Below are 25,517 nucleotides of genomic sequence, written 5' to 3' on the forward strand. Positions count from 1 at the left end.
CGCCGTCGATGCGCCATTCGATGGGCCTGCGGCGCGCCCGCACCGTGCTGCGCGGGCCGGCCTCAGCGGGCGTCGGGGGCGAGCACGACTCGCAGCACCCGGGCGATCTGCTCGAGGGCGGGGACCAGCTGTGCGGCCGACTCCTCGTACGTCTCCCCCGACCGGCCGTACGGGTCGAGCACGTCGTCGTCGGCGGGGTCGGCCGGAGGCTCGCTGAGGTGCCGGAGCGAGGCGATGTAGGCGAGCGCGAGCCGAAGGCGCGTGCGCGGGTCGCGCTCGCCGGCGAGCTCTTCGGCGATCTCGGCGTCGGGCACGTCCCGCACGAGCCGCTCGAGCTCGCGCGCCGTGAAGGTGACGCGGAGGCGGCCGGGGTCGAGCTCGACGACGCGCCGCCGGTGCTCCCGCGCCATGGCGAGTACCAGGTCCGACTCGTGCAGCATCTGCTCGGTGAGTTGCCGCGCGACGTGCCCCTCGACCCCAGCGGGCGGCACACCGTGCTCTCCGGCGAGGCGCCTCGTCTCGGGTGTCATCCCCTCGCCCGCCAGTGCGCGCACGCCGGCGCTGGAGATCTGCGCGCCGGATCCGATCGCCTCCCGCAGCAGGGCCTCGGCCAGCGGCGAGCGGCACACGTTGCCGGTGCACACCGTGAGGATCCTCACCATCGCCACACCTCCCCCGCCAGCCTATGGCCCGGCTACCGTGGGCTTGTGCCCACGCCAGCCGACTCCCCCGCCGAGCGCGACGACACCTCTGTCCCGCTCACGCGCCGCGCCCTGCTCGACGGCGCCGTGGCGGCCGAGCCGGCGGCCGCGGCGAGCGCACCGCGCCGGGAGCGTGTGCGCGAGAGCACGCGCACGTGGCTCGACGGCAGCCGCACCGCCCGCCGCTGGGACACCGAGCTGCTCGGCTGGACGGCGCTGTGCCTGGGCGCGGCGGTGATCGCGTCGGTGCTGCTGCGGACGACCGTCCCGGGCGCGGCGGGGACGGTGCTGGCCGGCGCCGCGCTCTGGATCGGGATGGCGGTGCCGACCGCGCTCGCCTTCCGCCGGGGCCGGCCGCGGGGCCTCCTGGCGTTCCGGACCATGGACGTCGTCTACGCCCTCGTCCTCGGCATCGCCTTGCGGACGGTGCAGGGCTGGCTCGACCTCGCCGCCGGCGGCGGGACGTTCCCCTCGTACGCTCTCGGCGACGGGGCGTCGACCGGCGTGCTCTGGCTCACGGCGGTCGCGGGCCCGGTGCTGCTGTCGCCCGTCATCGAGGAGTTCCTCTTCCACGGCGTAGTGCTCGTCGCCGTCTATCGCATAGCCCGCCGAGGCCTGGACGGTGCCCTGCTCGCGATCGTCGCCTCGACCGCCGCGTTCGTCGCGATGCACGCGATCACGGGCGGCATGACCTCCTGGGAGCAGCCCGTCACCTGGACACTGGTGGGCGCGGCCCTCGGCACGCTCGTGATCCTGACCGGACGCATCTGGGGGGCCGTGCTGACCCACCTGGTCTTCAACCTGAGCGCGGCGCTGCTCGCGCTCGTGGGCACCGCGCTGGCGTGAGGGGAGAAGGCGGGTCGGCGCCGCGAGTCTCGTCCCAGGCGGCGAGCAGCGACTGAGATCGTCGCCACTCCCATGACGCCACGTCATGCCACACTGTCCGTGAACCGCGCCTCACAACCACGTGCGCACGGCCCGCCGAAGAGAACTGAGCCGAAAATGAGCACAGCGCCTGAACTCGTAGCCGTCGTCGGTCAGGGCTACGTCGGCCTGCCGCTGGCCATGCGGGCGGTCGAGGCCGGATACAACGTGGTCGGCATCGATCTGGACCAGTCGCGTGTGGATGCATTGACGCAGGGAAGCTCGTATGTAGAGGACATCTCGTCGGAGGCGGTGCGATCGGCGCTCGATTCTGGCCGCTACGTGGCGACCGACGACTACGCGCGGGCGCATGCTTTCCACGTCGCGGTGATAACCGTGCCGACTCCCCTGCGTGAGACGCTCCCGGACCTGTCGTTCATCGAAAGCGCCGGTGCTTCTCTCGCCGGCCAGCTCACGCCCGGAGCCACCGTGGTCCTCGAGTCCACGACATACCCCGGCACGACACAAGAACTGCTCGTGCCGATCCTCGAGAGCGGCTCTGGGCTGAAGGCCGGCGTGGACTTCTTCGTCGGCTACAGCCCTGAACGGATTGATCCTGGCAACCAGACGTACACCTTCGTGAACACGCCGAAGGTCGTCTCTGGCATCGACACGCAGTCGTTAGAGCGCGTGCAGGCGTTCTACTCGTCGCTCGTGGACGTGACCGTGCCCGTCTCCACCACGAAGGAAGCAGAGCTGACGAAGCTGCTGGAGAACACCTTCCGGCACGTCAACATCGCGTTGGTCAATGAACTGGCCATCTTCGCCCACCAGCTGGGCGTGAATGTCTGGGAGGCGATCGACGCCGCCGCGACGAAGCCGTTCGGGTTCATGAAGTTCACTCCGGGCCCTGGCGTGGGCGGGCACTGTCTTCCCGTGGACCCGAGCTACCTTTCCTGGCAGGTTCGTCGCAGCCTCGGGCAGAGCTTCCGCTTCGTCGACCTCGCTAACGAGGTGAACGAGCATATGCCGGACTATGTCGTGCAGAGGGCGATCGAGCTTCTCAACCGATCCCGGAAGTCGCTCAACGGATCACGCATTCTGGTGGTCGGCGTCGCATACAAGAAGAACTCCGGTGACAGCCGGGAGGCGCCCGCATTGCGCATCATCGAGCTCCTGTCAGGCTACGGCGCCTCGGTCTCCGCTGCTGACCCGCTGGTGGAGGATCATCGGTGGCCGGCCGGTGCCCGGCGCGTCGTGCTCGATTCCGACGAGGTGCGGGACGCCGATCTCATCGTCATCGTCACCGATCACGATGAGTTCGATCTTGAACTCCTACGCGACACCGACACACCCGTGCTGGACACTCGCAACAGTCTCGGCCATGTGACGGACGGCACGCTGTGACGACCGCCCGCGCTGTGCGTTCCCGAATTCAGCGCGCGACCATGTCCCAGACGTGCGGTGCGCTCTCACGAGCCCGCCACATGCGGTAGGCATCCGCCGCGTTCTGCCGCAATGCGGAGCGCTGCGCCGGGGACATCGCGCTGAGTCGTTTGATCGCCGCCGTCCAGCTCGACGGATCCCGGTCGGGCACGATGATGCCCGCAGACTCGAGCGTCTCCGTCCATGGCGTGTATGGCGTGACCACCACTGGGCAAGACGCCGACAAGGCCTCTGCGATCACGTGGCCGAAGTTCTCTCCGGCCGTCGGCATCAGCAGCCCGTCGTATCCGGAGAGCACCTGCCTGACCTCACCCGCGTCCACCAACCCCTTGAACGTCACCGTGACGTTCTCGGCCACGGACTTCGCAAGCGACTCGCAGTGGTCTGCGTACTGCTTGTCCTCAGTCGCGCCGTACACGTCCAAGATGAGGGGGCCCGAATCGGATGCCGCCTCGATCGCGACTGCAAGGCCTTTGTGTTCGACGATTCGGCCCACGAACGTGAGCCTCACGACGTCCCCAGACGGGACGGCTGGCGCCAGAGGCTCTCTGGGTAGAAGGGTGTGATTCTCGCGGAGCACTATCCGCGCATCAGCTCCCCACTCGCGCCTGATGTCCTCCGTCTCATGATCGGCCGTCGAGTGCCAGGTGACAGCCCGGTCGATCCGGAGCAGCCGGAAGAGCGCCATATAGAGGCGCTTCTTCACAGCACGGCGCTGGATCGCACCACGCCCGAACTCGCCGCGAGGCGCAAGCAGCAGCGTCGGTCGTCCCCAGAAGCCCAATCGCCACATCATGATCGGGACGATGGTGAGGCGCGGGTCGAAGAAGCTGTTGAAGTGGAGGATCTCGGGCCTCTCCCGCCTCACCGACCGGAAAGCGCGCACCAACGCACCGATTGATCGGGTGTTGACGTAGTAGACGGGAAAGCCGTCGTGGTCCGTCCAGCGATTTGTCTCCACCGGCAGTGGCTCAGACGAACCCAGGTCACGATCGCCCGTCAGCACGACAGGCCGATACTTCACGGGCGCCGCAGCCACCATCGCCTCAGCGGAACGTATGGGACCACCACCTCGATACGCGGGCGGGAACAGCGCGGTCAGGACGGCGACCTTGATCCCCTGACTCATCGTCGCGGCTCCTGCCGTGCAGGACGACGAACGTGCTCACTCATTGGACGCTCGCGAAGACGGCTTGAAGAGCAGCAGAAGCCCGGCGACACAGGTCAGTGCGAGAACGGGCACTCCGGCCAAGAAGCTCGCGACGTCGAGCTCCTGCTTCGTGACGATCAGCGCCAGGACGGCGACGACAAGGGCGCCGTGCCGATTTCGCCGCGCCTGTAGGCCGTCGTCCAGCGCGCGCAGGAACGTCCCCACCACCGCCATACCCAGGACGACCACCATCGGCCCGCCGTACATGTAAAGCGACCCCTGCAAGGTGACCGCGCTCGACGACTGCCCCTCGCCTCCGTAGTAAGTCTTGTAGAAATCGTACCCGGTCAAGCGCACGGGCTTGTCGGGCCAGATCGAGCGCGGTATTAACCCGACCACCGGCGCCGAGATCAACTCACCAGCGGAGCGATATGCGACTTGATCTGGGGTCTTCTCGATGATCAAGGCAAGGTTATCGACGGCCCTCACGCGTGCCGCGACTTGGACGATGTTCACCAGAGGATCCGAATTCGCCACATAGCCGTCCGATGAGAACAGCTGCGACCATCCGTGCTGGACGGAGTCGCTCAGGCTCACGGTCTGTGTGCCTTGTCGCACATCAGTCCGAAGCTCCGTGACGAAGGGCGTGACGACCAGGACGAATGCCGCCAGCGCAGCACCGAGCCACGAGAGGCTGAGCTTGCGGCCTGCGACGATGTATCCGATCGCTACCGCGAGAACGACTGTGACGAAGCTCTCCTTCAAACCGGATATAAGCCCCATGACGACCGCGATCGACACCACAGACCACAGGACAGCCTGTCCTCTCGGCCGTCTAGAGAACGCGTGGATCGCCAATCCGAATATCGCGAGAGTCTTCATCGCAGAGGCGATCACCAGCGGCTGCGCGAACCACTGCGCCGTGTCAGCCGTGGCAAGCGTCGCGTTTCCGAGATAGCCGAACCTTCCTGCGAGCAGCGCGGTCAAGAGATCCGCCACCACACCGAGACCGAAGACTCCGCACAGCGCTGCGGGAGACCGAAGCGCCTGCGATCGCGAAGAGCCGACCATGCGCAGAAGCGCAGCGACGGGGGCGACGAGCGGCCGCATGCCCCCTGCCGCATAGCCGACGGCGAATGCAGCGAAAGCAATGCAGAGCAGGCCGAGGGCAGTCGGCACCAGCGCTGCGGGCACTGATCGCACCGACCCTGATTGAGGCAAGAGGATCGTCACCGCTGATATGCCATAGGCAACGACGGCGTAACTTGCGACCCACGACCCCAGCCGCAGATCGAAAAGAGATCTCGGACTCGTGCCGCCCGAGATGGCGGCGACGACTGCTGCCATGAACGTCCCCGAAGCCAGCGCAGCTAAGACGACGCGGCCGGGCGTCTCGGCCGCAGACGCAGAAGCGATCGTCAGGGCCGCCGCGCTCGCAACCAGTAGCGCTGCGACGGCGACTCGCTGAGGCGAGGGCCGAGCGGCCGACTGCAGAGCATCGGGCGCACGCGACGACTGTTGCATCACCGCCGGACCATGTCTCACTCGGATGCCCTTCTCGCCGAGACTGCAAGGATCTCACGCACGTAGATGCCCGCCGTAGCTTCTACCGAGAAGACTTCCACCGCTCGCTGGCGGCAGGTGTCCCTCACACGACGAGTCGGCCGCTCCCACTCGAGCATTGCTTTGGCGAGGTCGCACACGACAGCTTCGCCGCCTCCAACGATTCGTCCATCGATGCCATCTCGTATGACCATCATGGCTCCGTCGGTGTCCGTGGTGACCACCGGGGTTCCGCAGGAGAGCGCTTCGATGAAGGTCAGCCCTAGCCCCTCCTCCGTCGATGCCGACACGAAAGCCGATGCCCCTTGTAAGAGCATCACGAGTTCTTCCTCCCCTACGGGACTTCTGACCTCGACGCTGCCCGTCAGCCCCAGCTGAGCGATCAGGGCGGCGTCGTGCGGGAGAGGCCGAGTGAGGCCCGCCAGGACGAGACGAGACGGTGCGGCGCTCAACTGTCGATACTGCGCATAGGCGCGAAGGAGGCCACCCATGTTCTTCCGCGGATCCCCCATTCGGCCCACATAGACGAAGTAAGGATCATCCTCGTCCCGCGCTCCCGGCACAAAGCGCTCGGTGTCGACCCCCGGGGGCGCGAGGAGCACTCGTCGCCGCGCTCGTCGCGCCGCCCACGCCAGCATCCGCTGGTTCTCGACGAGCACCGTATCCGCTACTCGGATCCCCCGCTGGTCCGCGACCGCCAAGGCTGCTCGCATCAGCATTCGATAGAGCTTCATGATTCCGCGCGCTTCATTGACCTGAGCACGCCGCTCCCACCAGCCCAGCGTCGCCACCTGCAAGACGGCTGGTGTGACGGTGCGTGCGGCCGCGAGCGCCGCTGCGGGGGTCCCTGCGACGATGACGACACGATCAGCGGCATTCATCAGGGCGTCGAGCGGGGCCCTCGGAAGGAAGCGGCTGAACTCGATCTCGGCGAGCGGTGCTCCGACGAGGTGCACGACAAGGCCCTCCTCGTCGGCTCGGGTGGAGATCGGGCCCCTTGCCCATGTACGCGGAGCAAGCAGGCGTCGACTCTCCGCCGCTGCTCGGGACATCTGCAGCGATGCGACCTCCACGTGGACGTCCCGATGCTTCAGAGCATCGGTCAGGAATCGCACCACTGTCGCGACCCCTCCGCTACGGCCCGGGCCGTAGTCGGTGCTCACGATCAGCACCTTCACGATGTCTTCTCCTCGAGTTGCGCCGCGCGTCGGCGTACCCGCCACAGCAGCGATGAGGAGACCGCGAGACCAATGAGCTCCGCGATCGCCAGCACGACGGGGGCGGCACCGATACCCCACACGCCGACGAACGCCGCCAGCCCGATCGCTCCGGCTACGAGCACGGCAAGCTGGGCAACAGCTGCTCGAGCGGGCAGCCCCCGACCTCTCAGGACCATGGCGATCACATCGTTCACTCCACGGACCAGCATCGCGGGTAGCAGCAGCCAGATGAGGGGCACTGCCTCCGCGAAGTCAGGCCCGAAAACGAGCGGGACCAACGGAGCTCCCAGGATGCCCACAAGCGCGAGCGCCGCGCCAGTCGCGGCCACCGTCACCCAGATGGTGCGGTTCTCTGTCGACACACGCGCGCGCTCAGTGCCGGAGAAACTCGAGAACCGAGGAAACACGACGCTCGCAATAGCGGTCGCAAATGGCTTGCTGAGTTGAGCGACGGTGATCGCTACCGCGTACTGCCCCAGCTGTTGAGCCCCGACCGACCATGACAGAAGGACCCGGTCGTATTGGACAGCGAGTGTGGCCGGCACAGCATATGACGAGTAGGCGGCTCCGTACCGTGAGAGATCGTTCACCGCAGACTTGGTTACCGCGTGGCGGCGCAAACCGTACCGTCCGCCCACGACGGTCGCGGTAAGAAGCTGCGCTCCCACGCTGACCAGCACCGCGACCGCCGCCGTGATGAGAGTGAGACGCTCGGTCGCGAAGAGGACCACGATGACAATAAGGTACAGAAGCGGCTGAACGGCACGAAGAACGTTCCAGACCGCTATGGATGTCGCCTGCATCGCGTACATCGTCGGCGCACCAGCTGCGTTGAGGATGCACCCTAAGAAGACGATGCGATACGTCAGCGCAACCTCGTCGCTCCCGGCCGCCAGCACGTCTGCGAAGAGCAAGCCCAGCCCTGCCACCACCAGACTCAGTGCGAGCATCAACAAGCGGGCCGTCGAGACATACGTCGCTCGTTCAGCAGGTCGGTTCGCAACCCAGTACGTCAGAGATGCACTCTGACCGATCTCCGCGACGACCAACGAGATCGCGTACCACGCCATCACGGCCGCAAGGTGCCCGCGGTCCTCGGCCCCCAGACCGCGCGCCAGGATCACGCCCGCCGCGGCACCCGCGACCGCCATCCCGATGTTGACAGCCGTCGACAGGACGACCGCGCGCCCTGTCCTCACGAGCGGCTTCCCCACAGAAGGGACGGATAGACGATCACAACAGCTCGACGAGCAGCTGATCGAGGCGCTGATCCCATGTGTGCTCTCGAGCAGCCCGCGCAGCGGCGGCATCTGCGATCGCGCGCCCTTCTTCGGGATGCGCCACCAAGCGGCGATACGCCTCGACGAGCTGGTCGAAGCTGCGAAACGGGACCACCTCGCGTCCGTACTCGAACAACTCCTCCATCCCTTGCCGCGGTTCAGTGAGCACCACGGCGCCTGATGCGGCGGCTTCAAACATCCGGCAGTTGGACCCTGCGAACTCTGCGGGATGAAGATTATTCAAGACAGCGGTTGAACTGCGGAAGGCACGCGCCTTCTCTTCACGCGTGACGGAGAAGTTCTCATGAAGTTGGCGAAGATCAGGAAACTCAATCCAAGGCGCAATTGGAGCTCCAAAAATGCGCAACGGAATGCCTGCTTCCAGGAGCCGTTGCAGCAGTAACGCTCGCGTCGGGTAGACGTTACCCGCTACAACGATCGAGGGGTCAACTCCATATTCGCCGACGGGTCGGTGCCACGTCGGGTTAGCCCCTTCCGGAAGATAAACTGCTCGCACTCCGTAAATTTCCGCGAGCTGCGACACAAGGATCGGGTTCTTGAAGAACAGGAAGTCGTATCCAGCCAATAGGACATCGAGCCGGCCGAGATTGTGCACATGGTCTGGAAACCACAACGCCGTTTTCGTACCGCTCGCACCGATGCGCCGGACCGATTCAGATGTCAGCCGCCGGTCGACGGATACAAGAACGTCGGGCTTGAACTCCAGAGCTGCTGTAACGAGCTTCGACTGCAGTTTGGACGCGAGTCGAGGGCTTCGTTCGGAGATGATGCCGGCGACGTTCTGTACGCGCTGAGGACGTAACCGAGGCTGGGCCGGGCCCAACCCGAGCACGTCATGGCCGCTTCTGCGCGCCGCGTCCACGAGGTTGTCCGCGAAAGAGTCAGGATCCAGCGGCCCCACGATCGCAATCTTCGTCACGGCAGCTCCCGCTCAGCGATCTCGACGAGGAGCCCCAGCCGCCTTGTATGAGAATGCGCGAAGCCCGCCAACATCGACAAGACCCTGGCCGCCGTGTCCCGCACCATGTAAGGGTCCGGGGTCACTGGTGCGGCGATTCGGTCCAGGACGATTCGGGCTGCGCTTAGGACATGATCGCGATAGACGCCCGCGGTCACGATCGCCCCGGCGTCCAGCGCCTCCGGCCGCTCTATGAAATCGCGCATGGTGACGGCGGGGAAGCCGAGGATCGACGACTCCTCGCTGATCGTGCCGCTGTCGGACAGCACCAGCTTCGCCTCGAGCTGCAGCTTCACGTAGTCGTGGAATCCGAACGGCGGGTGGAAGACGATGCCGTCCTTCTGCGACGCATCCAGCGCTTCGAGGCGCTTGCGGGTTCGCGGGTGCGTGGACACCAGGACGGGCACGCCGTACTCGGCCCGCAGCGCCTGCAACGAGGCGACAGCGGCGGTCAGCCGGTCCGGGTCATCGACGTTCTCCTCGCGGTGCAGACTGACGAGGAAGTATCCCTGTGGTTGGAGTCCCTGCCTCGCGAGCACGTCGCTGGCGTCGATCTGCGTCCGGTTCTGTTCCAGCACCTCGCGCATGGGCGAGCCGGTCAGAAGGATCCGCGACGGGTGGATCCCCTCGGCCAGCAGGTTGCGCCGCGCGTGCTCGGTGTAGACGAGGTTGTAGTCGGAGACGTGGTCGACCAGTCGGCGGTTGGTCTCCTCCGGCACGTTCTCGTCGAACGAACGATTCCCCGCCTCCATGTGGAAGACCGGGATCTTCAAGCGCTTGGCGATGACGGCGGAGATCGCGCTGTTCGTGTCGCCGAGGACGAGGAACGCGTCGGGTCGCTCCTCGAGCAGCACGCGCTCGGTCTTCATCAGAATCGAGCCGAGCGCCGCGCCGAGCGACGACGTGTCGGCCTCGAGGAAGTGATCGGGGCGGCGCAGGCCGAGGTCCTCGAAGAAGACCTCGTTCAGCTCGTAGTCGTAGTTCTGCCCGGTGTGCACGAGCACGTGATCGGTGTGCTGATCGAGCAGCTTGATCGTGGCCGAGAGGCGGATGATCTCGGGGCGCGTCCCGACCACCGTGAGAACCTTCAATCGGCCGGTCATGGTCACACTGCCTCTGCGATCGTGTCGGGACGGTCGGGATCGAAGATGTCGTTCGTCCAGAACGAGGTGTACAGGACGTCGTCCCCAGTATTCACGATCTTGTGGGCCCAGAACGTGGGCATGTCGACCGCCACGGGATCGTCGCCCGTCACCTCGAACTCGACGACCTCGTCGCCGAAGAGCCTGCGCAGCGAGATCGTCGCCCGGCCCGAGAGCACCGTGAACCGCTCGATCTTGCGCCGATGGAAGTGGTCGCCGCGGCCGACCCCCGGCTGAGTGGTCGAGAACGACGACTGCCCCGGCCCGCCATGCGAGCGCACCACCTCGAAGAACGCCCCCCGCGCGTCCGCGTGCTTCGTCAGCGCCACGGGCGCGTGCGCCGGGAACGTGTAGGAGCGGTACGTGTTGAACAGATCGCGGTCGAAGGGCGTGCCGATGTCGGGGATCTCTCCGGTCGCATAGGTGCGTGCCTGGTCCGACAGCCGTTCGAGAAGCCCGGAGACCGTCTCGTGCTCCTCAAGTTCGCGCTGCGAGGCGAGCGGCACGGTGCCGAGCAGCAGATCGGCGGCGTTCTGCGCGTGCAGCAGCGTCAGCTCGCGGTCGACGTCGACCTGGGGTGTGCCTCCCGCCGCCAGGAGATGCGAGAACGTCGCTGTGACCGCGTTGTAGAACGGTCGCCCGTGCTCCCCGAAGAGGTTCGGCAGACGGAGGTCGATGAACTCCGCGCCGACGTCTGCTGCGGCCCGCGCCAGAGAGTCGGCCGCTCGGGCCTTCGCCACGCCGTACACGCCGCCGTCAGCCGCCTGGATCGAGTTCGCGTAGACGACCACGGGCGGCGGCTGATCCGCCTGACGCAACGCGGCGGCGATCTGATCGGCGAACCCCGGGTTCTGCTCCCGCACGTCCTCCTCGGCCCCGCGGTTCACCCCCGCCAGGTGCACCAGCCGCGACGCACCCTCGAGCGACGATGTCGCGTCCGCGAGATCGAACGCGTCGCCCACTGCCACACGGCGCGCGTCTTCGCCCTGTTCGCGAAGCGCCGCACGGGTGTGGCGACCGAGGAACCCGTTCGCTCCTGTGATCGCGACCGCGCCCATCAGCGCTCCCGAGCCGACGGGATGCCGGCCGCTGCCAGCTCCACGCGAACCTCCGGCAGCGTGAGCAGCAGGTCCTCGATCTCGTCGACGGCGAGGCGCTCGACGCCGTGGGAGTCGTAGTCCTGGTACATCGCCTGTGTGACGTCGCCCTTCTCGAAGTAGAGGCTGTAGTTGAGATCACGGTTGTCGGCCACGATGCGGAAGTAGTCACCGAGGTCCTCGGCGCGCGCCAGCTCCTCCCGGGTGGCGAGCGCCTCAGACACCTTCTCGGCGTGACGGGTACCGATGACCTCGACCTTCGCGTTCGAACGGAACAGGCTGATCACGGCCTGGGCGAGGTCGCGGATCGTGCACGACACCGCCTTGCGGATGAACAGGTCACCCTGCCGGGCGTTCTGGAACGCGTACTCGACGAGGTCGACGGAGTTCGCCAACGACATCATGAAGCGCGTCATGTCGGGGTTCGTGACCGTCAGGTTCTTGCCCGCCTTCAGCTGTCCGATGAACAGCGGGATCACCGACCCGCGCGAGTACATCACGTTGCCGTATCGAACGCACGAGACGGTGGTGGCCGCATGCGGGTTGTTCAGTCCGTGCGACTGGGCGACCTTCTCCATCAGCGCCTTCGACATGCCCATCGCGTTGACGGGGTAGACGGCCTTGTCCGTGCTGAGGCACACGAGCGACTTCACGCCGTTGTACTCCGAGGCGCGCACCACGTTCTCGCTGCCGTTGACGTTCGTCCGGACCGCTTCCATCGGGAAGAACTCGCAAGACGGCACCTGCTTCAGCGCAGCCGCGTGGAACACGTAGTCCACGTCGCGCGTCGCCCGCTCCACGCTCTCGTAGTCCCGCACGTCCCCGACGTAGAACCGCAGCCGCCGGTCCGGGAGCTCCTGGCGCATGAGGTCCTGCTTCGCCTCGTCCCGGCTGAGGATGCGGATCTCGGCGACGTCGCGCTGCAGCAGCTTGGCCGCGACGGTGTGGCCGAACGAGCCTGTGCCTCCCGTGACCAGGATCTTCTTGCCCTCGTATGACGTGGTCATCTCTTCCCTCCCGAGCGTCGTTCCACTGCGGCCTCGAACGCCGCGATCAGCGCGGGGATGCGCCTTGGATCCACATCCTGATGCACGGGGAAGTTGATGATCGTGCGCGCGATGCGCTCGATGGTCGCGTCCTTTCCCCTCGCCTCCGCTATCAGCGTGTGGTACAGCGTCACCATGCCGAATCCCGCAGCGTTCATGTCCTCGTACACGAGGTCCCGATCTGCCGAGTCGAGCAGCACGGGCAGCGTCTGCGGCACCTCTCCGGCCTCCAGCTCGGGCCACATGAGGGTGACTCCGTCATGCGACCGCTTGATGAGCTCAGCGCGGATCAGCTCGAAGTTGCGACGACGCAGGTCGGAGATCTGCGTCCAGTCGTACGAAAGCACTTCAGCAGCGAGATCCGGGCGGGTAGAGCGCTGATCACAGAGAAGGGCGGCGTCCCGATAGACGACCATTCCCCCATCGGACATCGCGAACTGCTTGTGCAACGAGTACACCGCCACGTGCCCGGCGCTGGCCGCGGGCGTGCGCATCGAGCTGAAGAAGCCGTGCGCGAGGTCTTCCACGAGCACCGCGCCGACCGCGTCCGTCAGCTCGCGCACCTTCCGCATGTCCGTGTTGAGACGCCCGAAGTAGCGGATGACCACCACGTACTGGAAACGTCCGGTCGCGAGAGCCCGCTCCAGATCGTCCAGGTCGACGGAGAGGTCTTCGTGAAGCCTGTAGAAGTCGAACGAGCGTCGCGACTCGCGCACAGGATCGAACACGCCGCTGCCTTCGCGAGCGGACCAGCCGATGTAGCCGGGCAGCAGGACTCCATCGCGACTGTCGTGCGGAACCGGGCCCCGTGTGAGCAGGTCGCGCATGCCCGCTCTCGCGGACTCGTAGAAGTGCGCGGGGGCGCGCCCGGTGTCCCCCTTCACCGCTCCCTTGTCGATCAGCACGATCCGCCTCGCAGTTCTGAGCCGATGGAGCCGGACAACCGAGTGCTGCGCGTCAGCGTCTGCGTCTGCGTCTGCGTCTGCGTCTGCGTCTGCGTCTGCAGCCAGCCCGCACGGCCTGCTTCTGTCGTGACCAACAGTGCCTCTCTCAGGGTGGGGAAGACCGCTCTCAGCGCAGCCAGCAGATCGTCGTCGAAGAACTCCGCCGGCGACGATGTCCGCAGGATGGCCTCGCCCAGACGGCCGACGGTGACGAGACGGTCACCGTGATGTATCCGCAGCGACGAGAACCCGAAGACCGAATGCACGGCAAGGCTCTGAGGCAGTTCCTCGACGAGCAGCGGCCGGGCCTCCGGTGCCGGGAGAGGTCGAACGATCCATTCTGCGGCCGCCCCCTCTGCGGAGAGCCCGAGTCGGTCGTAGAGACCCTTCGCCGCCGTGTTGCCGTCGAAGACGTCCAACGAGAGCGTCATGGCCGCAGCACATTCGGCGGCGAAACGCTCGATCATGCGTCGGGCGAGGCCGTCGCCCCGGTGCGAGCTCGCCACGCATACATAGGCGAGGTGGGCGGTCGGGAGCCGTGCCAGGTCGAACTCCGCGTACCCGACGACCGCGCCCGAGTCGAGCGCCACCCATCCCTCACGGCCCCCTGCGACGCCGACGCGCGGCTGCGCGGACTCGATGTAGCGTTCGACCCCGCTCTGTCCGTAGATCATGTAGGGCAGGAGGCGGGCGTCGAACGAGTTCCGGACAAGATCGACCGCCGGGCCGATGCGCGACGCGTCCAGCCGTTGGATCGTCACCGGTGCACTCATCGCACCGCCTCCCCCGCGCGCTCGTCGTCAAGGTTCCGCATGATCGACTCCGCGTCGACGACGACCCCGTCGGAGCGAAGGACCCGCGTGAAGGTCAGGGCGATGACCCGCATGTCGAGCGCGAACGATCGATTCTCCACGTACCAGACGTCGTGAGCCAGCCGCTGGTCCCAGGAAGCCTGGTTGCGCCCGTTGACCTGAGCCCACCCGGTGATCCCCGGCCGCACCCGGAGCCTGATTCGCTCCCGCTCGGTGAAGAACGGCGTGTAACGTATGAGGAGCGGCCGAGGACCCACGAGCGACATGTCTCCCTTCAGCACGTTCCAGAGCTCCGGGAGCTCGTCCAGGCTGGTGGTCCTCAGGATGCGACCGAGCGCTGTCAGACGGTCACGGTCCGGCAGGAGGGCGCCATCGGTGTCGATGGCGTTCGTCATGGTGCGGAACTTGAACATCCGGAACGGTGTGCCGTTGCGCCCAGGACGCTCCTGGACGAAGAGCACCGGCCCTCCGATGCGCCATCTCACGAGCAACGCCACGATCGCCATGGGGACCGCGCCGACGACGAGGCCGACACCAGCCCCGAGCACATCCAGCACGCGCTTCGCGAAGAGATATCGCGGCCTATGGAGGCTCGCCTCCGACAAGACCTCGTCGAAACGGGCTGTCCCCACCCTCAGCGCGAGCCTCTGCGCATAGTAGGCCTGCCCCGAGGCCCCCATCCGTTCGCGGGCGGACGGCGTGAGCGCTTGAAGACGTCGCACGGCGTCGGCGAGCGACGACGCCGACTCCGGCTCGAAGGCGACCCCGGCCGCGGCTTCCTCCACCATTTGTGCGGCGTCGCCTCGAACCCCCATGAGGATCGGACGGCCCGCTCGGAGGTAGGCCTGCGTCTTCGACGGGATCGTGATCTCGAAGAGCGGGTCGGTTCGAAGATGGACGAGCAGGGCGTCCGCCGAGGCGAGCCGCTCGTCCATCTCGGCGGCGGGGCGACGCCCGATGAAACGGACGTTGTCCACTCCTGCTGCCTCCGCTGCTCGCTTCACGTCCGCGAGTCGAAGACCATCGCCGACGATGTCGAAGCGGACGCCCTGTCCTGTGAGCTCCCGGGCAGCACCGACCACGACCTCCAACGCCTGAGCGGCGCCCACGTTCCCCGCATACATCACGACGAACTCGTCGTTCGCGGGAGGGGCGGCCGTGGTGCGAGCGCCGGCGGGTTCGTATGTCCAGTTCGGGATGACCTCGAGCTTGCCTTCCGGAACCCCTCGCTCTGCGAGGAGGCGGCGGAAGCCTGGAGAGAGCACCACCACACGGCTCGCCGCCCGATAGACCGCCTTCATGTAGCGACCGACTGCTCCAAGGATCGGCGAGCCGCTCACCATGCCCGTCGCTCGGAGCGTGTCGGGCCAGAGATCCTGCACGTCGTAGACGAACGGCACTCCCCGCACGTACTTCAGCACCTGTGCGACGATCCCCACGGTGGCGGGCGGGTGATACACGTACGCCACAGCGGGTCGCCGGACGATCAACGCGGCCACCGCGGCCGCGAGCGCGAACGACAGATAGTTCGCCACTCGCCGGAGGCTCGACGCGTCGTGGCTCGGATAGAGCGGTACCCGCAGGATGTCGACGCCGTCGACCTTCTCCCTTTGGAAGAGCTTGATGCGATACCCGTCGTAGAGACGGCCGCCGGGGTAGTTGGGGAACCCGGTCAGCACCTGCACGCTGTAGCCCCGTGCGCGGAGCGCCTTCGCGAACATCAGGCCTTTGAAGGTGGGTTCCGGGTCGAACCACTGGCTCACGATGAGCACGCGACGGGAGTTCCGGTCGGACGCCCGTCGGCGAGGTCGTGCGGCGTTCATGCGCGGTAAGCCGGGAAGAAGTCGGGGTCGATCGAGGAAGCCCCTTCACGATCGGCAGTGAGGCGGTCGTATGCTTCCACGTTCAGGATCCTCCTGCCGATTCGGAACGTCTCCGTGTCGCCGGGCGCGAACGCCCGCTTGTACCGTTCGATGCCGTCGCCGGCGGACACCCCGCCTCCGAGCACGAATGCTCGCTTCCCCTTCTCGCGGGCCCAACGGATGATCTCGTACTTGAGCAGGTCGTTCGGCCGATAGGGGTAGGCCTCCTCGAGCGTCCCGCCGAGGAAGGAGTAGACGACGTCTTGCGAGACCAGGACCAACTCGGTCGAGACGATCCTTCCGGAGAGGTAAGCATGGAAATAGGCCCAGTGACCATCGAGGTCTGAACGCAGCCGATCGAAGAAGTCCCGTGTGAAGTAATAGCGGGGCGCCGCCGCCCTGCGGTCCATCGTCGCCCGGTAGACGCGCAGGAAGCTGTCCAGGTGAGCGCCTTCGGCGTCGACCACTACCTCGACGCCTGACCGCCTTGCGCGGTTGACGTTCTTGCGCACCTTGTGCTCGAAGCCGGCCCAGAGCGCCGGCTCGTCGAGCTCCAACCGCACCACCACGTTCGGCTGTCGTTCGACGACTTCGCCCGGGTACCAATCGTGCGATCCCTCGAAGAGGTCGAACCGGATGAACTCGCTGACGACGTTCTCGGATCTCGCCCATTCGTCGAAAGCCGGCCAGAACCGCTGAGCCGTCTCACTCGGCCGCTGCTGCCCCCAGTGCGCGGGCCCGCCATACCCATACGCGCTCGTGATGTCGGTGAACGTCTGTCCCGCGGATATCCGCCGCAGGAGGAAAGGATAGAGAATGCCTGCCTCGCCCTCGTCCTCGAAGAGGGCGGCCAGCGCGCGGTCGCCGTCCTGTCCGAAGAGACTCACGTACGCGGGGCGTGCGCTCACTTCCCGCTTCGGGAGACGGCGCCACACCCGCTCCCACTCAGCCCTGTCTTTCGCGTCTCCCGCGTCGAGGACTCGCAGTCGCGCCGTCATCGCGCCCCGAGGAAGACGTCGATCGCCGCGAACACCCGGTCGACCTGCTCATCGCGCAGCGCGGATCCGCTGGGCAGCGTCAGCCCGGTGCGGAACAGCCGCTTCGACGAGCCGTTGATCTCGCCGCGCGCGCCGGCGAACACCGGCTGCAGGTGCATGGGCTTCCATAGCGGGCGGCTCTCGATGTTCTCCGCCGCCAGAGCCGCGCTCAGCTCGCTGGGCTCCCAGCCGGCCGCCTCGGCGTCGACGACGATCGAGGTGAGCCACGCGTTGTCGTGTTCGTCGCCGTCCGCGCCGAAGACCTCGACGCCCGTGACGTCGCCGAAGGCGCGCTTGTAACGGTCGCGCAGCGCCCTCCGCCGGGCGATCATCTCGTCCAGCCGCGACAGTTGGGCGCGGCCGAGCGCTGCCAGCAGGTTGCTCAGGCGGTAGTTGTAGCCGATGTCGGTGTGCTCGTAGTGCACCACCGGCTGCCGTGCCTGCGTCGCCAGGTACCGCACATGCTGCGCCAGGTCGCCGTCGTCGGTCAGCAGCGCCCCGCCGCCCGAGGTGGTCATCACCTTGTTGCCGTTGAACGACAGGATCGACGCGGCGCCGAAGCTGCCCGCCGCCCGACCGGCGTGCGTCGCCCCCAGCGACTCCGCGGCGTCCGAGAGCACGGGGACGCCGTGCGCCGCCGCGATCTCCTCGATCGCGGTGTAGTCGGCCGTCTTGCCCAGCAGGTCCACCGGCACGATCGCGCCGACCCGCTCGCCGAGCTCCCGTACCCCTGCGAGCGCCTGCTCCAACAGCTCCGGGTCCATGTTGCCGGTCGCCGGGTCCGCGTCGACGAAGTACGGCTCGGCACCGGTGTAGACGATGGCGTTGGCGGTCGCCGCGAACGTCATCGTGCTCGTGAGCACCACGTCGCCCGGCCTGACGCCCAGCGCGATCAGACCGAGGTGGAGCCCGGCGGTGCCCGAGCTGAGCGCTACGCCGTGCGCCACGCCGACGCGCTCCGCGAGGTCTCGCTCGAACGCGTCGACCTCCGGGCCGAGCGGCGCGACCCACCCCGATCGCAGCGCGGCGACCAGCCGGTCCTCCTCGAGCTGCCCGATGTCGGGCGGTGACAGGTAGACCCGATCGGCGGTCACTGCGCCTCCTGGCGGAATCGTGGGATGGCCGCGGTGCTGTTGTCTCGTGGCTCGGTGAACATCCGCCCCGCCCACCCGCTGTAGTCGAGTCCCTCGGGAGGGACCGGCTCCACCGCGGCGTGGGAGATCTTCGGATGGAACCTCCGGCTCGCCGACTCGCGCTCGCCCACCAGCTCCTCGTGCAGTTTCTCTCCCTCGCGCAGACCGGTGAACACCACCGGAAGCTCTTTGCCCGACATGGCGATCATGCGCTCGGCGATGTCGAGGATGCGCACCGGCTCGCCCATGTCGAGGATCAGCACCTCCCCCGCCTCACCGATGCCGCCGGCCTGCACGACCAGCTGGCATGCCTCGGGGATCGTCATGAAGAACCGTGTCGCGTCGGGGTGCGTCACGGTCAGGGGACGGCCCTGCTGGATGAGGTTCTGGAAGATCGGGATCAGCGACCCCCGGCTGCCGAGGACGTTGCCGAACCGCACCGACAGGTAGGGACGTTCCGTGCGCTTCGCCATCCAGGCGGTCAGCTTCTCGGCGACCCGCTTCGAGTGCCCGAGCACGCTCTTCGGGTTCGCCGCCTTGTCGGTCGAGATGTTGACGAACGTCTCGACGCCTGCCGACTCCGCGGCGCGCAGCACGTTCAAGGTGCCCAGCACATTGGTCTTCCACGCCTCCTCCGGATACTGCTCCAGCATCGGCAGGTGTTTCAGCGCCGCGGCGTGAAACACGACCTCCGGGCGTCGCGCCTCGAAGATCTCCGCCAGTGCATCTGGGTCACGGATGTCGGCCAGCACGACGTCCCTGGTGTCCAGCAGGCCGTGGCCGGAGATCGAAAGCTGAGCGCTCTGCAGGCCCGTCTCGTCCCGGTCGAGCATGATCAGCTCGGCCGGCGCGAAGGCGACGATCTGGCGGCAGAGCTCCGCACCGATCGAGCCGCCTGCCCCGGTGACCAGCACCCGCTTGCCGGCGATGTACCCGGTCACCAGCTCGGCCTTCATGTCCACGGGCTGGCGACCGATCAGGTCCTCGATCTCGATGTCGCGGATGTCCGCGGCGCGCGAGCCCTCCCGCAGGATATCGGAGAACGGCGGCAGCACCTTGACGCGCACCCCCAGCTCGCTGGCCGCGTCGTGCACGCGCTGCAGCAGCTCGGAGTCGGCACGGCCGATGGCCACGATGAGCACCTCGGCGCGCGTCGCGACGACGATGCTGCGCAGGTCGTCCAGGCCCCCTTGCACCCGCACGCCCTTGAGCTGCATGTTGCGCTTTCGCGGGTCGTCGTCGACGAGCCCGACCGCCTGGTAGCTCGACAGGGGGTCGGTCTCCAGCCGGCGCACCAGGTCGGCGCCGAGGTATCCGGCACCGTAGATCAGGGTGCGCGTCGCGCCGGAGTCGGGGCGCTGGCGCCTCTCCACGTAGAGGCGCTTCAGGTACCGCACGCTGAACGCGGCCAGCAGCGCGATCGGCAGCGCGATGAACATCGCACTGCGCGGGACCGCGACCAGCGGCCCGACGAACAGCAGGGGGATGCCCAGCAGAAGCGCCACGAGCACCACCGCCTGCGCGACCGCCCGCACCTCCTCGAAGGTGCCGTACGTGTAGCGACCTCGGTACAGATAGACGCTCCAGCCGACGACGAGCTGCAGCAGCCCGGCCGTCACGACGAGCACGAGCATCCGCGGCCAGCTGTCGCGGCCGAGGTCGAACTCGTACCGCAGCAGGAAGGCGAGCACGACCGCCGTGGCCCAGGCGGCGACGTCGAGCGCGTACTGGGCGCCGTAGCGGCGCAAGAGCGCGAGAGGGCTGCGGTCTCCGTCCCTGCTCTTCGTCGTAGTCACGGTGTCTCTCAGGCCCTCCGCCCATAGCGCCTGAGCGAGAAAGCCGAATCGAGGTGATGATTCCCAGCGCTCGTTCAGGATATAAGCACCATCTGACGTGCGCGCCAGATGCGCCGAGAGTAATTCCCGGTCATCGGAGCCGATGGGTGCATTCCGCCCCGACCTACAGTGGTCACCATGCGCCGAGGCCGTGTCCGCTTCTCTCCTGTGAGCATCGCGTTCCTCGGCGTGCTCGCCGCGGCCCTGTTGTGCACGATCTGGGTCGGCGTGCGAGGAGCGATGGCGGTCGGTCACCTGCAGAGCGTCGCGCAGATCTCGAGAGAGGTCCCCGCAGCGTTCGCGGGATCGGACACCGAGCTCGCTCCCCTGGCCGCCGACCTGCAGCGCGAGGCGGCCGCCGCGCATTCCCTCACCGACGACCTCGTCTGGACCGCGAGCGAGGCGCTGCCATGGGTCGGCCCGCAGCTGGCCGCGGTGGGGGCGATCGCCGAGAGCGCCGACCTGCTCACCGACCAGGCGCTGCCTCCGCTCGCCGAGATGGTCGACGGAGGCGGGCTCGACGCGCTCGCACCACAAGACGGCGCGCTGCCACTCGATCGGATCGCCGCGCTCGGCGAACACCTGCCGGCCGCCGTCGAAGCGGCGACCACAGCCCGTGAGTCGATCGATCGGGTGGACGCGCGACGGCTCGTCGGCGTGCTGCAGGGCACGTACGAGGACGCCCGCGGCGCCGTCACGCAGGTCGCCTCGGCGATCGATGCCCTCGACAATGCGTCTCGCCTGCTCCCGTCGATGCTCGGCCAGGACGGGCAGCGCGACTACCTGCTCGCCTTCCAGAACAACGCAGAGCTGCGCTCGCTCGGGGGGATGCCCGGCTCTTTCGCGGAGGTGAGCGCGGACGACGGCCGCATCACCTTGGGAACGCAGTACTCGGCGGGCGACTTCGCCGTCGACGAGCCGATCCCCGGCCTGTCGGAGGAGCTGTCAGAGCTCTATCAAGGTCCGGACCGTGTGATCTCGGCGACGACGGAGATCCCCGACTTCGCGGTCGTCGGCGAGCTCCTGCACGGGTACTGGTCCGCGAGGAAGGGTTCAGAGCTCGACGGGGTGCTGTCGATCGACCCCGTCGCGCTGTCGTACCTGCTCGAGGCGACCGGCCCGGTGTCGTTGCCGGGCGGCGACACCCTCACGTCCGCGAACGCCGTCGACTTGCTGCTCAACGAGGTGTATCTGCGGTACGACCCCCTTCAGCAGAACGCGTACTTCGCCGCCGCGACGTCGGCGGTCTTCGACGCCATAACGGAGGGCCGCTACGAGCCGGCGACCCTGGTGGCCGCCCTCATGAAGGCCGGCGGCGAGCGACGCCTCCTCGTCTACAGCACCCATCCCGACGAACAGCAGACGCTCGCCGACACGACCCTGTCGGGCCCCCCGCCTTCCAGCGACGAGTTCGGCGTCTACCTCAACGACGGCACGGGCTCGAAGATGGGCTACTACCTGCGAACCGACGTGACCCTGGTCGACAGCCTCGCGCGGGCCGGAGCCTCGGAGCTGACGCTGACGCTGCGCAGCGAGGCGCCCGACGATGCGGCGAGCCTTCCGGCATCCGTGACGGGCGGCGGCGGGTACGGGGTGCCCGCCGGTATCGCCCGCACGGTCGTCTACATCTACGTGCCGCAGGGGTACGACGTCAGCGGCCTCGACGCCGGGGGGTTCACGGGGTTCACGCGCGGCACGCATGGGGGCCACGACGTGCTCGTCGGCTACGTGGATCTGGCGCCCGGCGAGTCCGCGACGACGCGCCTCACGGCGGGCCCGACCAGCCCGATGAACGGGCGCCCCACGATATTGGTCACCCCGCAGGCCCATTGAACGGCGCTTTCGCCCGAAACACGGCGGAAAAGCCGACATGCGTATGGCGGAGTAGACGTTTCATGGTGATACTGATATGGAGTTGGCGGACCGCCAGCTGTTTCGCGTCACCCGGGTTGCTCAATCCGCCCGTTTAAAGAGGTAGTCATGAAGAAGCACACCAAGATGGTTGCCTCGCTGGTCGTGGCGGGTGCCCTCGCGTTCGGCGCCCCGGCAGCTGCGCAGGCCTACCCGGCGCCGACGCCGGACGCTCCTGCTGTCAGCGGCTCGCTCGTTCCCGGCGGCACCGTGGCGGTAGCCTTCGGCGGCTTCGATGCCGGCGAAACGGTCGAGGTCACACTGACCGGTGAGTCGGCGCTTTCGGCGACGCTCGCCTCGATCGTCCGCACCGCGGTCGAGACGAAGAGCGCGACCTACCAGGCCGCAGATGACGGGTCCGTCGTCGTGAACGTGACCCTCCCGGCGAACGCCTCGGGCACCTACACGCTGACGGCCACCGGGTCGACGAGCGGACTCGTCCAGACCGCGACGCTGACTGTCGGAGCGACCTCGGGCACCGGCGCGAGCGGAGCCGACGGCAACCTCGCGGCCACCGGCAGCAGCGACATGACCGCTCTGTGGGTCGGCGGCGGCGCGCTGCTGCTCACCGGTGGAGCGGTTCTCGCCGCGACCACGATCCGTCGTCGCCAGCACCGCGACAGCTGATCGCGTAAGACTCGCGGAGGGACCGGCGGATCACCGTCGGCCCCTCCAGCGCGTCTGGGGTCAGCCCGCCTCGCGCGTCGGCTCCGCCGTCACCTCTTCGACGGCACCCCGGGGCACCTCGCGGAACTCCCGGTGCCCGTGGCGGTACGTCGCCGTGACGAGGATCGGAAGGTGATCGGACGCCCCCTGCGGCAGCGTCGTCACCTTGTCGATGTCGAGGCCGACGGACGTCGCGAAGTCGTAGTGCCCGCGGAAGAACCGATACCGGGTGTACGTCCGCGAGTCGCTCAGGGTCAGGTCGTAGCCGTGGCTTCGCACGCGCTCGCCGAGCTTCTCCTTGAAGACGGGGTAGTTGTAGTCGCCGACCATGAGGGTCGGCAGCCCCGGCCACATCTTCTGCAGCTCGCTGAGCGCGGTACGGATCTGGTGCCGTCGCAGCGAGTTCAAGGCCGTCAGCGGCGCGGCGTGGAACGACGCGACGATCAGGTCGCGGCCGGCGTCGATGTCGCGCAGCCGAGCGGCGAGCAGCCGCTCGTGCGCCGGGCGCAGCACGATATCGTGCAGCGACTTCTTCAGCGCCAGCGTGACCACGTCCTGCAGCTGGAACATGTTCTCGCGGTAGTACAGCGCGAGCCCCAGTCGGTTCTGCGACGTCGCGCGCGCCAGAGACAGTCCGGAGATCTGCTGCGGCATGTCGAGCGTGTCGGCTTCCTGCAGGCACAGCACGTTGGCGCCCCAGCGGTCGACGAGATCGGCAAGCTCTCCGGCGGCACGATGCTTGCGAAGGTTGTACGAGATGACCCTCATAACGCCCTTACCCTACGCTTCCGTGCCATGCATGGGCTGAGGGGTTGACACGGCTCAGCTGAGCGCGCGACGGTTGCGCGTCTGTTCCGCGCGCGCCGCGAGCACCGAGCTCGACCTGTCAGCGCTGCCCCGCGAGCGTCAGCGCTCGACGGTATCCGGCTGTCATCTCAGCGGCGAGAACACTCCACTCTCGACCCGACATGTCGGCCTCGTCGGCGCGCACAGACCCGCGCAGGGCGAAGACGCTCGCCGTCAGCGTCTGCGCATCGAGGTCACCGGTGAAACGATGCACCCATTCGGAACCGAACTCCTGCTCCAGCAGCCGCGTCGCAGGTGCGTCCCTGACGATGACCGGACGGTTCAGCGAGAGCGCCAGCAGTGCGACACCTGAGTTGTGGATGTCGCGATATGGCAGAACGACTGCCTCGGACTGCGCGATCTCCTGCGCCAGCTCCTCGTCCGGCACGAAACGAAGGTCGAGACGCACCCGTTGGTCCCCGGCGCGCGCCTGCTCCAGCCGGGCGACTGTCTCGGACGACTCCGCGCGCCCGCAGAGATGCAGCGTCCACTGATCGCCCGGGACATCACGGAACGCCGAGACGAGATCATCCATGCCCTTATACGCTCGGATCAGACCGAACGCCAGGAGGCGCCCAGGCACCTGCTCGCCAGGACGAGGCATGCGATACCAGTCGCGGTAGTGGCCATGCTGGATCAGCAGCTTGCGCGCCGCGGGGACGGGTGTGGCGTCGTTGAGCACGAACCACAGCGTGGTGCAGCGATCGAGGCAGTCGAGCACCCGCCGCTCGATCCAGGTGCCCTTCTCGTGAGGCCGAAGGTTGTGGGCCGTGCGGACGATGGCCTTGCGCTGCAGTCGGATTCGCACCAGGAAGACCAACAGCAGCACGGCTTTCATGACGCGGACGACGCCGTACCTGTGCCGCGTGAAGTGCTCAGGCCAGTGCACGTGCAACACGTCGAAATCGTCGGTGAGCAGTCCCTTCCATCGGAAGTATCGGGTGCGGACAAGGGACGGATCGAGTGCTCCGACGAGAAGCGTGGTGTACGGGTTGAAGGACTTCGGCCCGACAGCCGGGTCGACGAGGAGCTGCATCACGGTGATCGGCGCACCCGCTCGGCTCATCTTCCCCCACCTCTCGAAGCACCTCGCGTCGGCGCCCGCCGTCAAGCCTACGGCGCCCCGCGCACCCCGACCGCATCGCGCCGTTGGCGCACGCCAGCATGTGGTGGGATGGACACAAGCGAAGGGAGCCCGACATGGCTGTGGAGGTCGTCCACTGGAATCCTGAGAAGCCGGTCTTCTCCGGCCCGATCGGACGCCGGCTTCCGTTCAAGAAGCCGGTGAACAACTTCGGCGACTTGCTCGGGCCCATGCTCGTCGAGCGCCTCCTCGCCGATGCCGGCGTCGACGAGGCGACCGAGGATGACCGCCGGCTCCTGACGGTGGGCTCCATCCTTCACTTCGCGAAGCCCGGCGACGTGGTCTGGGGCTCCGGCGTCAACGGCAAGAAACGTGGCATCGAGAGAAACCTGCGTCTCGACGTGCGCGCCGTGCGAGGCCCTGTCACTCGACGGGTGCTCAGCGAGGCGGGCATGAGCGTTCCTGAGATCTATGGCGATCCTGGTCTGCTCTGGGGACGCTTCTGGCCGCGCGAGCACTATGTGGCCGAAGGCCGACGGCAGGAGGTCGGCGTCATACCGAACCTGCACGATTGGAAGCACTACGCCGACGACCCACGCGCAATCAGCCCCCAGGGCGACGTCCACGAGGTGATCGGCCGGATCGCGCGATGCGACTTCGTGGTCGCCACCTCGCTGCACGGCATCGTGATCGCCGAGTCCTTCGGCATTCCCGCGCGCCTGTTGCCGCCGATGACCGAACCGATGCACAAGTACTTCGACTACTACCGCGGCACCGGTCGCGACGGCGTGCGCATGGCGGCCACGATCGACGAGGCGATCGACCTCGGCGGCGAACAGCCGCCTCAGTGGGACGGCGACGCGCTCCTCGCCGCCTTCCCTTACGACCTCTGGCGGTAG

General features: G+C 67.4%; 22 protein-coding genes. 5 read left to right on the forward strand and 17 right to left on the reverse strand.

Annotated elements, in window-relative coordinates:
- Positions 1 to 62: 62 nt before the first annotated feature.
- Positions 63 to 644, reverse strand: a complete 582-nt coding sequence (locus tag K5S26_RS12890; protein WP_308122959.1) for an arsenate reductase/protein-tyrosine-phosphatase family protein — start codon at positions 642 to 644, stop codon at positions 63 to 65.
- 63 nt (positions 645 to 707) lie between these two features.
- Between K5S26_RS12890 and K5S26_RS19195 the strand changes: the two genes are divergently transcribed.
- Both K5S26_RS19195 and K5S26_RS12900 read left to right on the forward strand, forming a co-directional pair.
- Positions 708 to 1,547 (forward strand): CPBP family intramembrane glutamic endopeptidase, encoded by an 840-nt coding sequence (locus tag K5S26_RS19195; RefSeq protein WP_221858803.1) that lies wholly within the window; start codon positions 708 to 710, stop codon positions 1,545 to 1,547.
- Positions 1,548 to 1,703: 156 nt separating this feature from the next.
- The gene (locus K5S26_RS12900; RefSeq protein WP_221858809.1) at positions 1,704 to 2,972 is read left to right on the forward strand and encodes a nucleotide sugar dehydrogenase; all 1,269 of its coding nucleotides are present in this window, start codon (positions 1,704 to 1,706) and stop codon (positions 2,970 to 2,972) included.
- 28 nt (positions 2,973 to 3,000) lie between these two features.
- Here the strand turns inward: K5S26_RS12900 and K5S26_RS12905 are convergent, their stop codons facing one another.
- From K5S26_RS12905 to K5S26_RS12970, 14 genes are all read right to left on the reverse strand, one after another.
- Complete coding sequence (locus K5S26_RS12905; protein ID WP_221858811.1) at positions 3,001 to 4,140, reverse strand: glycosyltransferase family 4 protein; 1,140 nt, start codon at positions 4,138 to 4,140, stop codon at positions 3,001 to 3,003.
- A 36-nt stretch (positions 4,141 to 4,176) separates the two neighbouring features.
- Entirely contained in the window at positions 4,177 to 5,508 is a 1,332-nt protein-coding gene (locus K5S26_RS12910) for a DUF8712 domain-containing protein (RefSeq protein ID WP_221858813.1), read from the reverse strand.
- Between the two features lie 194 nt (positions 5,509 to 5,702).
- On the reverse strand, positions 5,703 to 6,902 hold the full coding sequence (locus K5S26_RS12915) for a glycosyltransferase family 4 protein (RefSeq protein ID WP_221858815.1): 1,200 nt from the start codon (positions 6,900 to 6,902) through the stop codon (positions 5,703 to 5,705).
- Positions 6,899 to 8,158 carry an oligosaccharide flippase family protein gene (locus K5S26_RS12920; RefSeq protein ID WP_221858816.1) on the reverse strand — a complete coding sequence of 420 codons (1,260 nt, stop codon included), beginning with the start codon at positions 8,156 to 8,158 and terminating at the stop codon, positions 6,899 to 6,901. The genes K5S26_RS12915 and K5S26_RS12920 overlap by 4 nt, the downstream gene beginning before the upstream one ends.
- Before the next feature lie 19 nt (positions 8,159 to 8,177).
- Positions 8,178 to 9,164, reverse strand: a complete 987-nt coding sequence (locus K5S26_RS19200; protein ID WP_221858818.1) for a CgeB family protein — start codon at positions 9,162 to 9,164, stop codon at positions 8,178 to 8,180.
- Positions 9,161 to 10,306 (reverse strand): non-hydrolyzing UDP-N-acetylglucosamine 2-epimerase, encoded by a 1,146-nt coding sequence (wecB, locus tag K5S26_RS12930; RefSeq protein ID WP_221858820.1) that lies wholly within the window; start codon positions 10,304 to 10,306, stop codon positions 9,161 to 9,163. Before wecB ends, K5S26_RS19200 begins: the two co-directional genes overlap by 4 nt.
- A 2-nt stretch (positions 10,307 to 10,308) precedes the next feature.
- On the reverse strand, positions 10,309 to 11,403 hold the full coding sequence (locus K5S26_RS12935; RefSeq protein WP_221858822.1) for a polysaccharide biosynthesis C-terminal domain-containing protein: 1,095 nt from the start codon (positions 11,401 to 11,403) through the stop codon (positions 10,309 to 10,311).
- Positions 11,403 to 12,449, reverse strand: coding sequence for a polysaccharide biosynthesis protein (locus K5S26_RS12940; RefSeq protein WP_221858824.1), 1,047 nt, complete (start codon positions 12,447 to 12,449; stop codon positions 11,403 to 11,405). Before K5S26_RS12940 ends, K5S26_RS12935 begins: the two co-directional genes overlap by 1 nt.
- Positions 12,446 to 13,393 carry a DegT/DnrJ/EryC1/StrS family aminotransferase gene (locus K5S26_RS12945; protein ID WP_221858825.1) on the reverse strand — a complete coding sequence of 316 codons (948 nt, stop codon included), beginning with the start codon at positions 13,391 to 13,393 and terminating at the stop codon, positions 12,446 to 12,448. Before K5S26_RS12945 ends, K5S26_RS12940 begins: the two co-directional genes overlap by 4 nt.
- A complete protein-coding gene (locus K5S26_RS12950; protein WP_221858827.1) occupies positions 13,387 to 14,205 on the reverse strand; it encodes a GNAT family N-acetyltransferase in 819 nt (272 codons plus the stop codon). The genes K5S26_RS12945 and K5S26_RS12950 overlap by 7 nt, the downstream gene beginning before the upstream one ends.
- Positions 14,202 to 16,007, reverse strand: coding sequence for a sugar transferase (locus K5S26_RS19030; protein ID WP_221858830.1), 1,806 nt, complete (start codon positions 16,005 to 16,007; stop codon positions 14,202 to 14,204). Before K5S26_RS19030 ends, K5S26_RS12950 begins: the two co-directional genes overlap by 4 nt.
- A 56-nt stretch (positions 16,008 to 16,063) precedes the next feature.
- Positions 16,064 to 17,104 (reverse strand): lipid II:glycine glycyltransferase FemX, encoded by a 1,041-nt coding sequence (locus tag K5S26_RS12960; RefSeq protein WP_221858832.1) that lies wholly within the window; start codon positions 17,102 to 17,104, stop codon positions 16,064 to 16,066.
- A complete protein-coding gene (locus K5S26_RS12965; RefSeq protein WP_221858834.1) occupies positions 17,101 to 18,237 on the reverse strand; it encodes a DegT/DnrJ/EryC1/StrS family aminotransferase in 1,137 nt (378 codons plus the stop codon). Before K5S26_RS12965 ends, K5S26_RS12960 begins: the two co-directional genes overlap by 4 nt.
- A complete protein-coding gene (locus K5S26_RS12970; protein WP_308122961.1) occupies positions 18,234 to 20,072 on the reverse strand; it encodes a polysaccharide biosynthesis protein in 1,839 nt (612 codons plus the stop codon). Before K5S26_RS12970 ends, K5S26_RS12965 begins: the two co-directional genes overlap by 4 nt.
- A 207-nt stretch (positions 20,073 to 20,279) precedes the next feature.
- On the opposite strand from K5S26_RS12970, the gene K5S26_RS19205 reads away from it, so the two are divergent.
- Positions 20,280 to 21,944, forward strand: coding sequence for a DUF4012 domain-containing protein (locus K5S26_RS19205; RefSeq protein ID WP_308122962.1), 1,665 nt, complete (start codon positions 20,280 to 20,282; stop codon positions 21,942 to 21,944).
- Positions 21,945 to 22,091: 147 nt separating this feature from the next.
- On the forward strand, positions 22,092 to 22,649 hold the full coding sequence (locus tag K5S26_RS12975) for a hypothetical protein (protein ID WP_221858838.1): 558 nt from the start codon (positions 22,092 to 22,094) through the stop codon (positions 22,647 to 22,649).
- Between the two features lie 60 nt (positions 22,650 to 22,709).
- Here the strand turns inward: K5S26_RS12975 and K5S26_RS12980 are convergent, their stop codons facing one another.
- Both K5S26_RS12980 and K5S26_RS12985 read right to left on the reverse strand, forming a co-directional pair.
- Complete coding sequence (locus K5S26_RS12980) at positions 22,710 to 23,456, reverse strand: endonuclease/exonuclease/phosphatase family protein (RefSeq protein WP_246603970.1); 747 nt, start codon at positions 23,454 to 23,456, stop codon at positions 22,710 to 22,712.
- 118 nt (positions 23,457 to 23,574) lie between these two features.
- Positions 23,575 to 24,570 carry a glycosyltransferase gene (locus K5S26_RS12985; protein ID WP_221858840.1) on the reverse strand — a complete coding sequence of 332 codons (996 nt, stop codon included), beginning with the start codon at positions 24,568 to 24,570 and terminating at the stop codon, positions 23,575 to 23,577.
- 113 nt (positions 24,571 to 24,683) lie between these two features.
- Here K5S26_RS12985 and K5S26_RS12990 point away from each other — a divergent pair, with 113 nt between their 5' ends.
- Positions 24,684 to 25,517, forward strand: a complete 834-nt coding sequence (locus tag K5S26_RS12990; protein ID WP_221858842.1) for a polysaccharide pyruvyl transferase family protein — start codon at positions 24,684 to 24,686, stop codon at positions 25,515 to 25,517.

Origin of the sequence: Microbacterium marinilacus, assembly GCF_019753765.1 — a bacterium.
GTDB lineage: Bacteria > Actinomycetota > Actinomycetes > Actinomycetales > Microbacteriaceae > Microbacterium > Microbacterium marinilacus.

Coding starts and splice junctions, on each gene's coding strand:
- K5S26_RS12985 (WP_221858840.1), bottom strand. CDS start 24,570: ATGCAGCTCCTCGTCGACCCGGCTGTCGGGCCGAAGTCCTTCAACCCG.
- K5S26_RS12980 (WP_246603970.1), bottom strand. CDS start 23,456: ATGAGGGTCATCTCGTACAACCTTCGCAAGCATCGTGCCGCCGGAGAG.
- K5S26_RS12935 (WP_221858822.1), bottom strand. CDS start 11,403: ATGGGCGCGGTCGCGATCACAGGAGCGAACGGGTTCCTCGGTCGCCAC.
- K5S26_RS12975 (WP_221858838.1), top strand. CDS start 22,092: ATGAAGAAGCACACCAAGATGGTTGCCTCGCTGGTCGTGGCGGGTGCC.
- K5S26_RS12910 (WP_221858813.1), bottom strand. CDS start 5,508: ATGGCAGCAGTCGTCGCCGCCATCTCGGGCGGCACGAGTCCGAGATCT.
- K5S26_RS12900 (WP_221858809.1), top strand. CDS start 1,704: ATGAGCACAGCGCCTGAACTCGTAGCCGTCGTCGGTCAGGGCTACGTC.
- K5S26_RS12940 (WP_221858824.1), bottom strand. CDS start 12,449: ATGACCACGTCATACGAGGGCAAGAAGATCCTGGTCACGGGAGGCACA.
- K5S26_RS12905 (WP_221858811.1), bottom strand. CDS start 4,140: ATGAGTCAGGGGATCAAGGTCGCCGTCCTGACCGCGCTGTTCCCGCCC.
- K5S26_RS12960 (WP_221858832.1), bottom strand. CDS start 17,104: ATGACGGCGCGACTGCGAGTCCTCGACGCGGGAGACGCGAAAGACAGG.
- K5S26_RS12950 (WP_221858827.1), bottom strand. CDS start 14,205: ATGAGTGCACCGGTGACGATCCAACGGCTGGACGCGTCGCGCATCGGC.
- wecB (WP_221858820.1), bottom strand. CDS start 10,306: ATGACCGGCCGATTGAAGGTTCTCACGGTGGTCGGGACGCGCCCCGAG.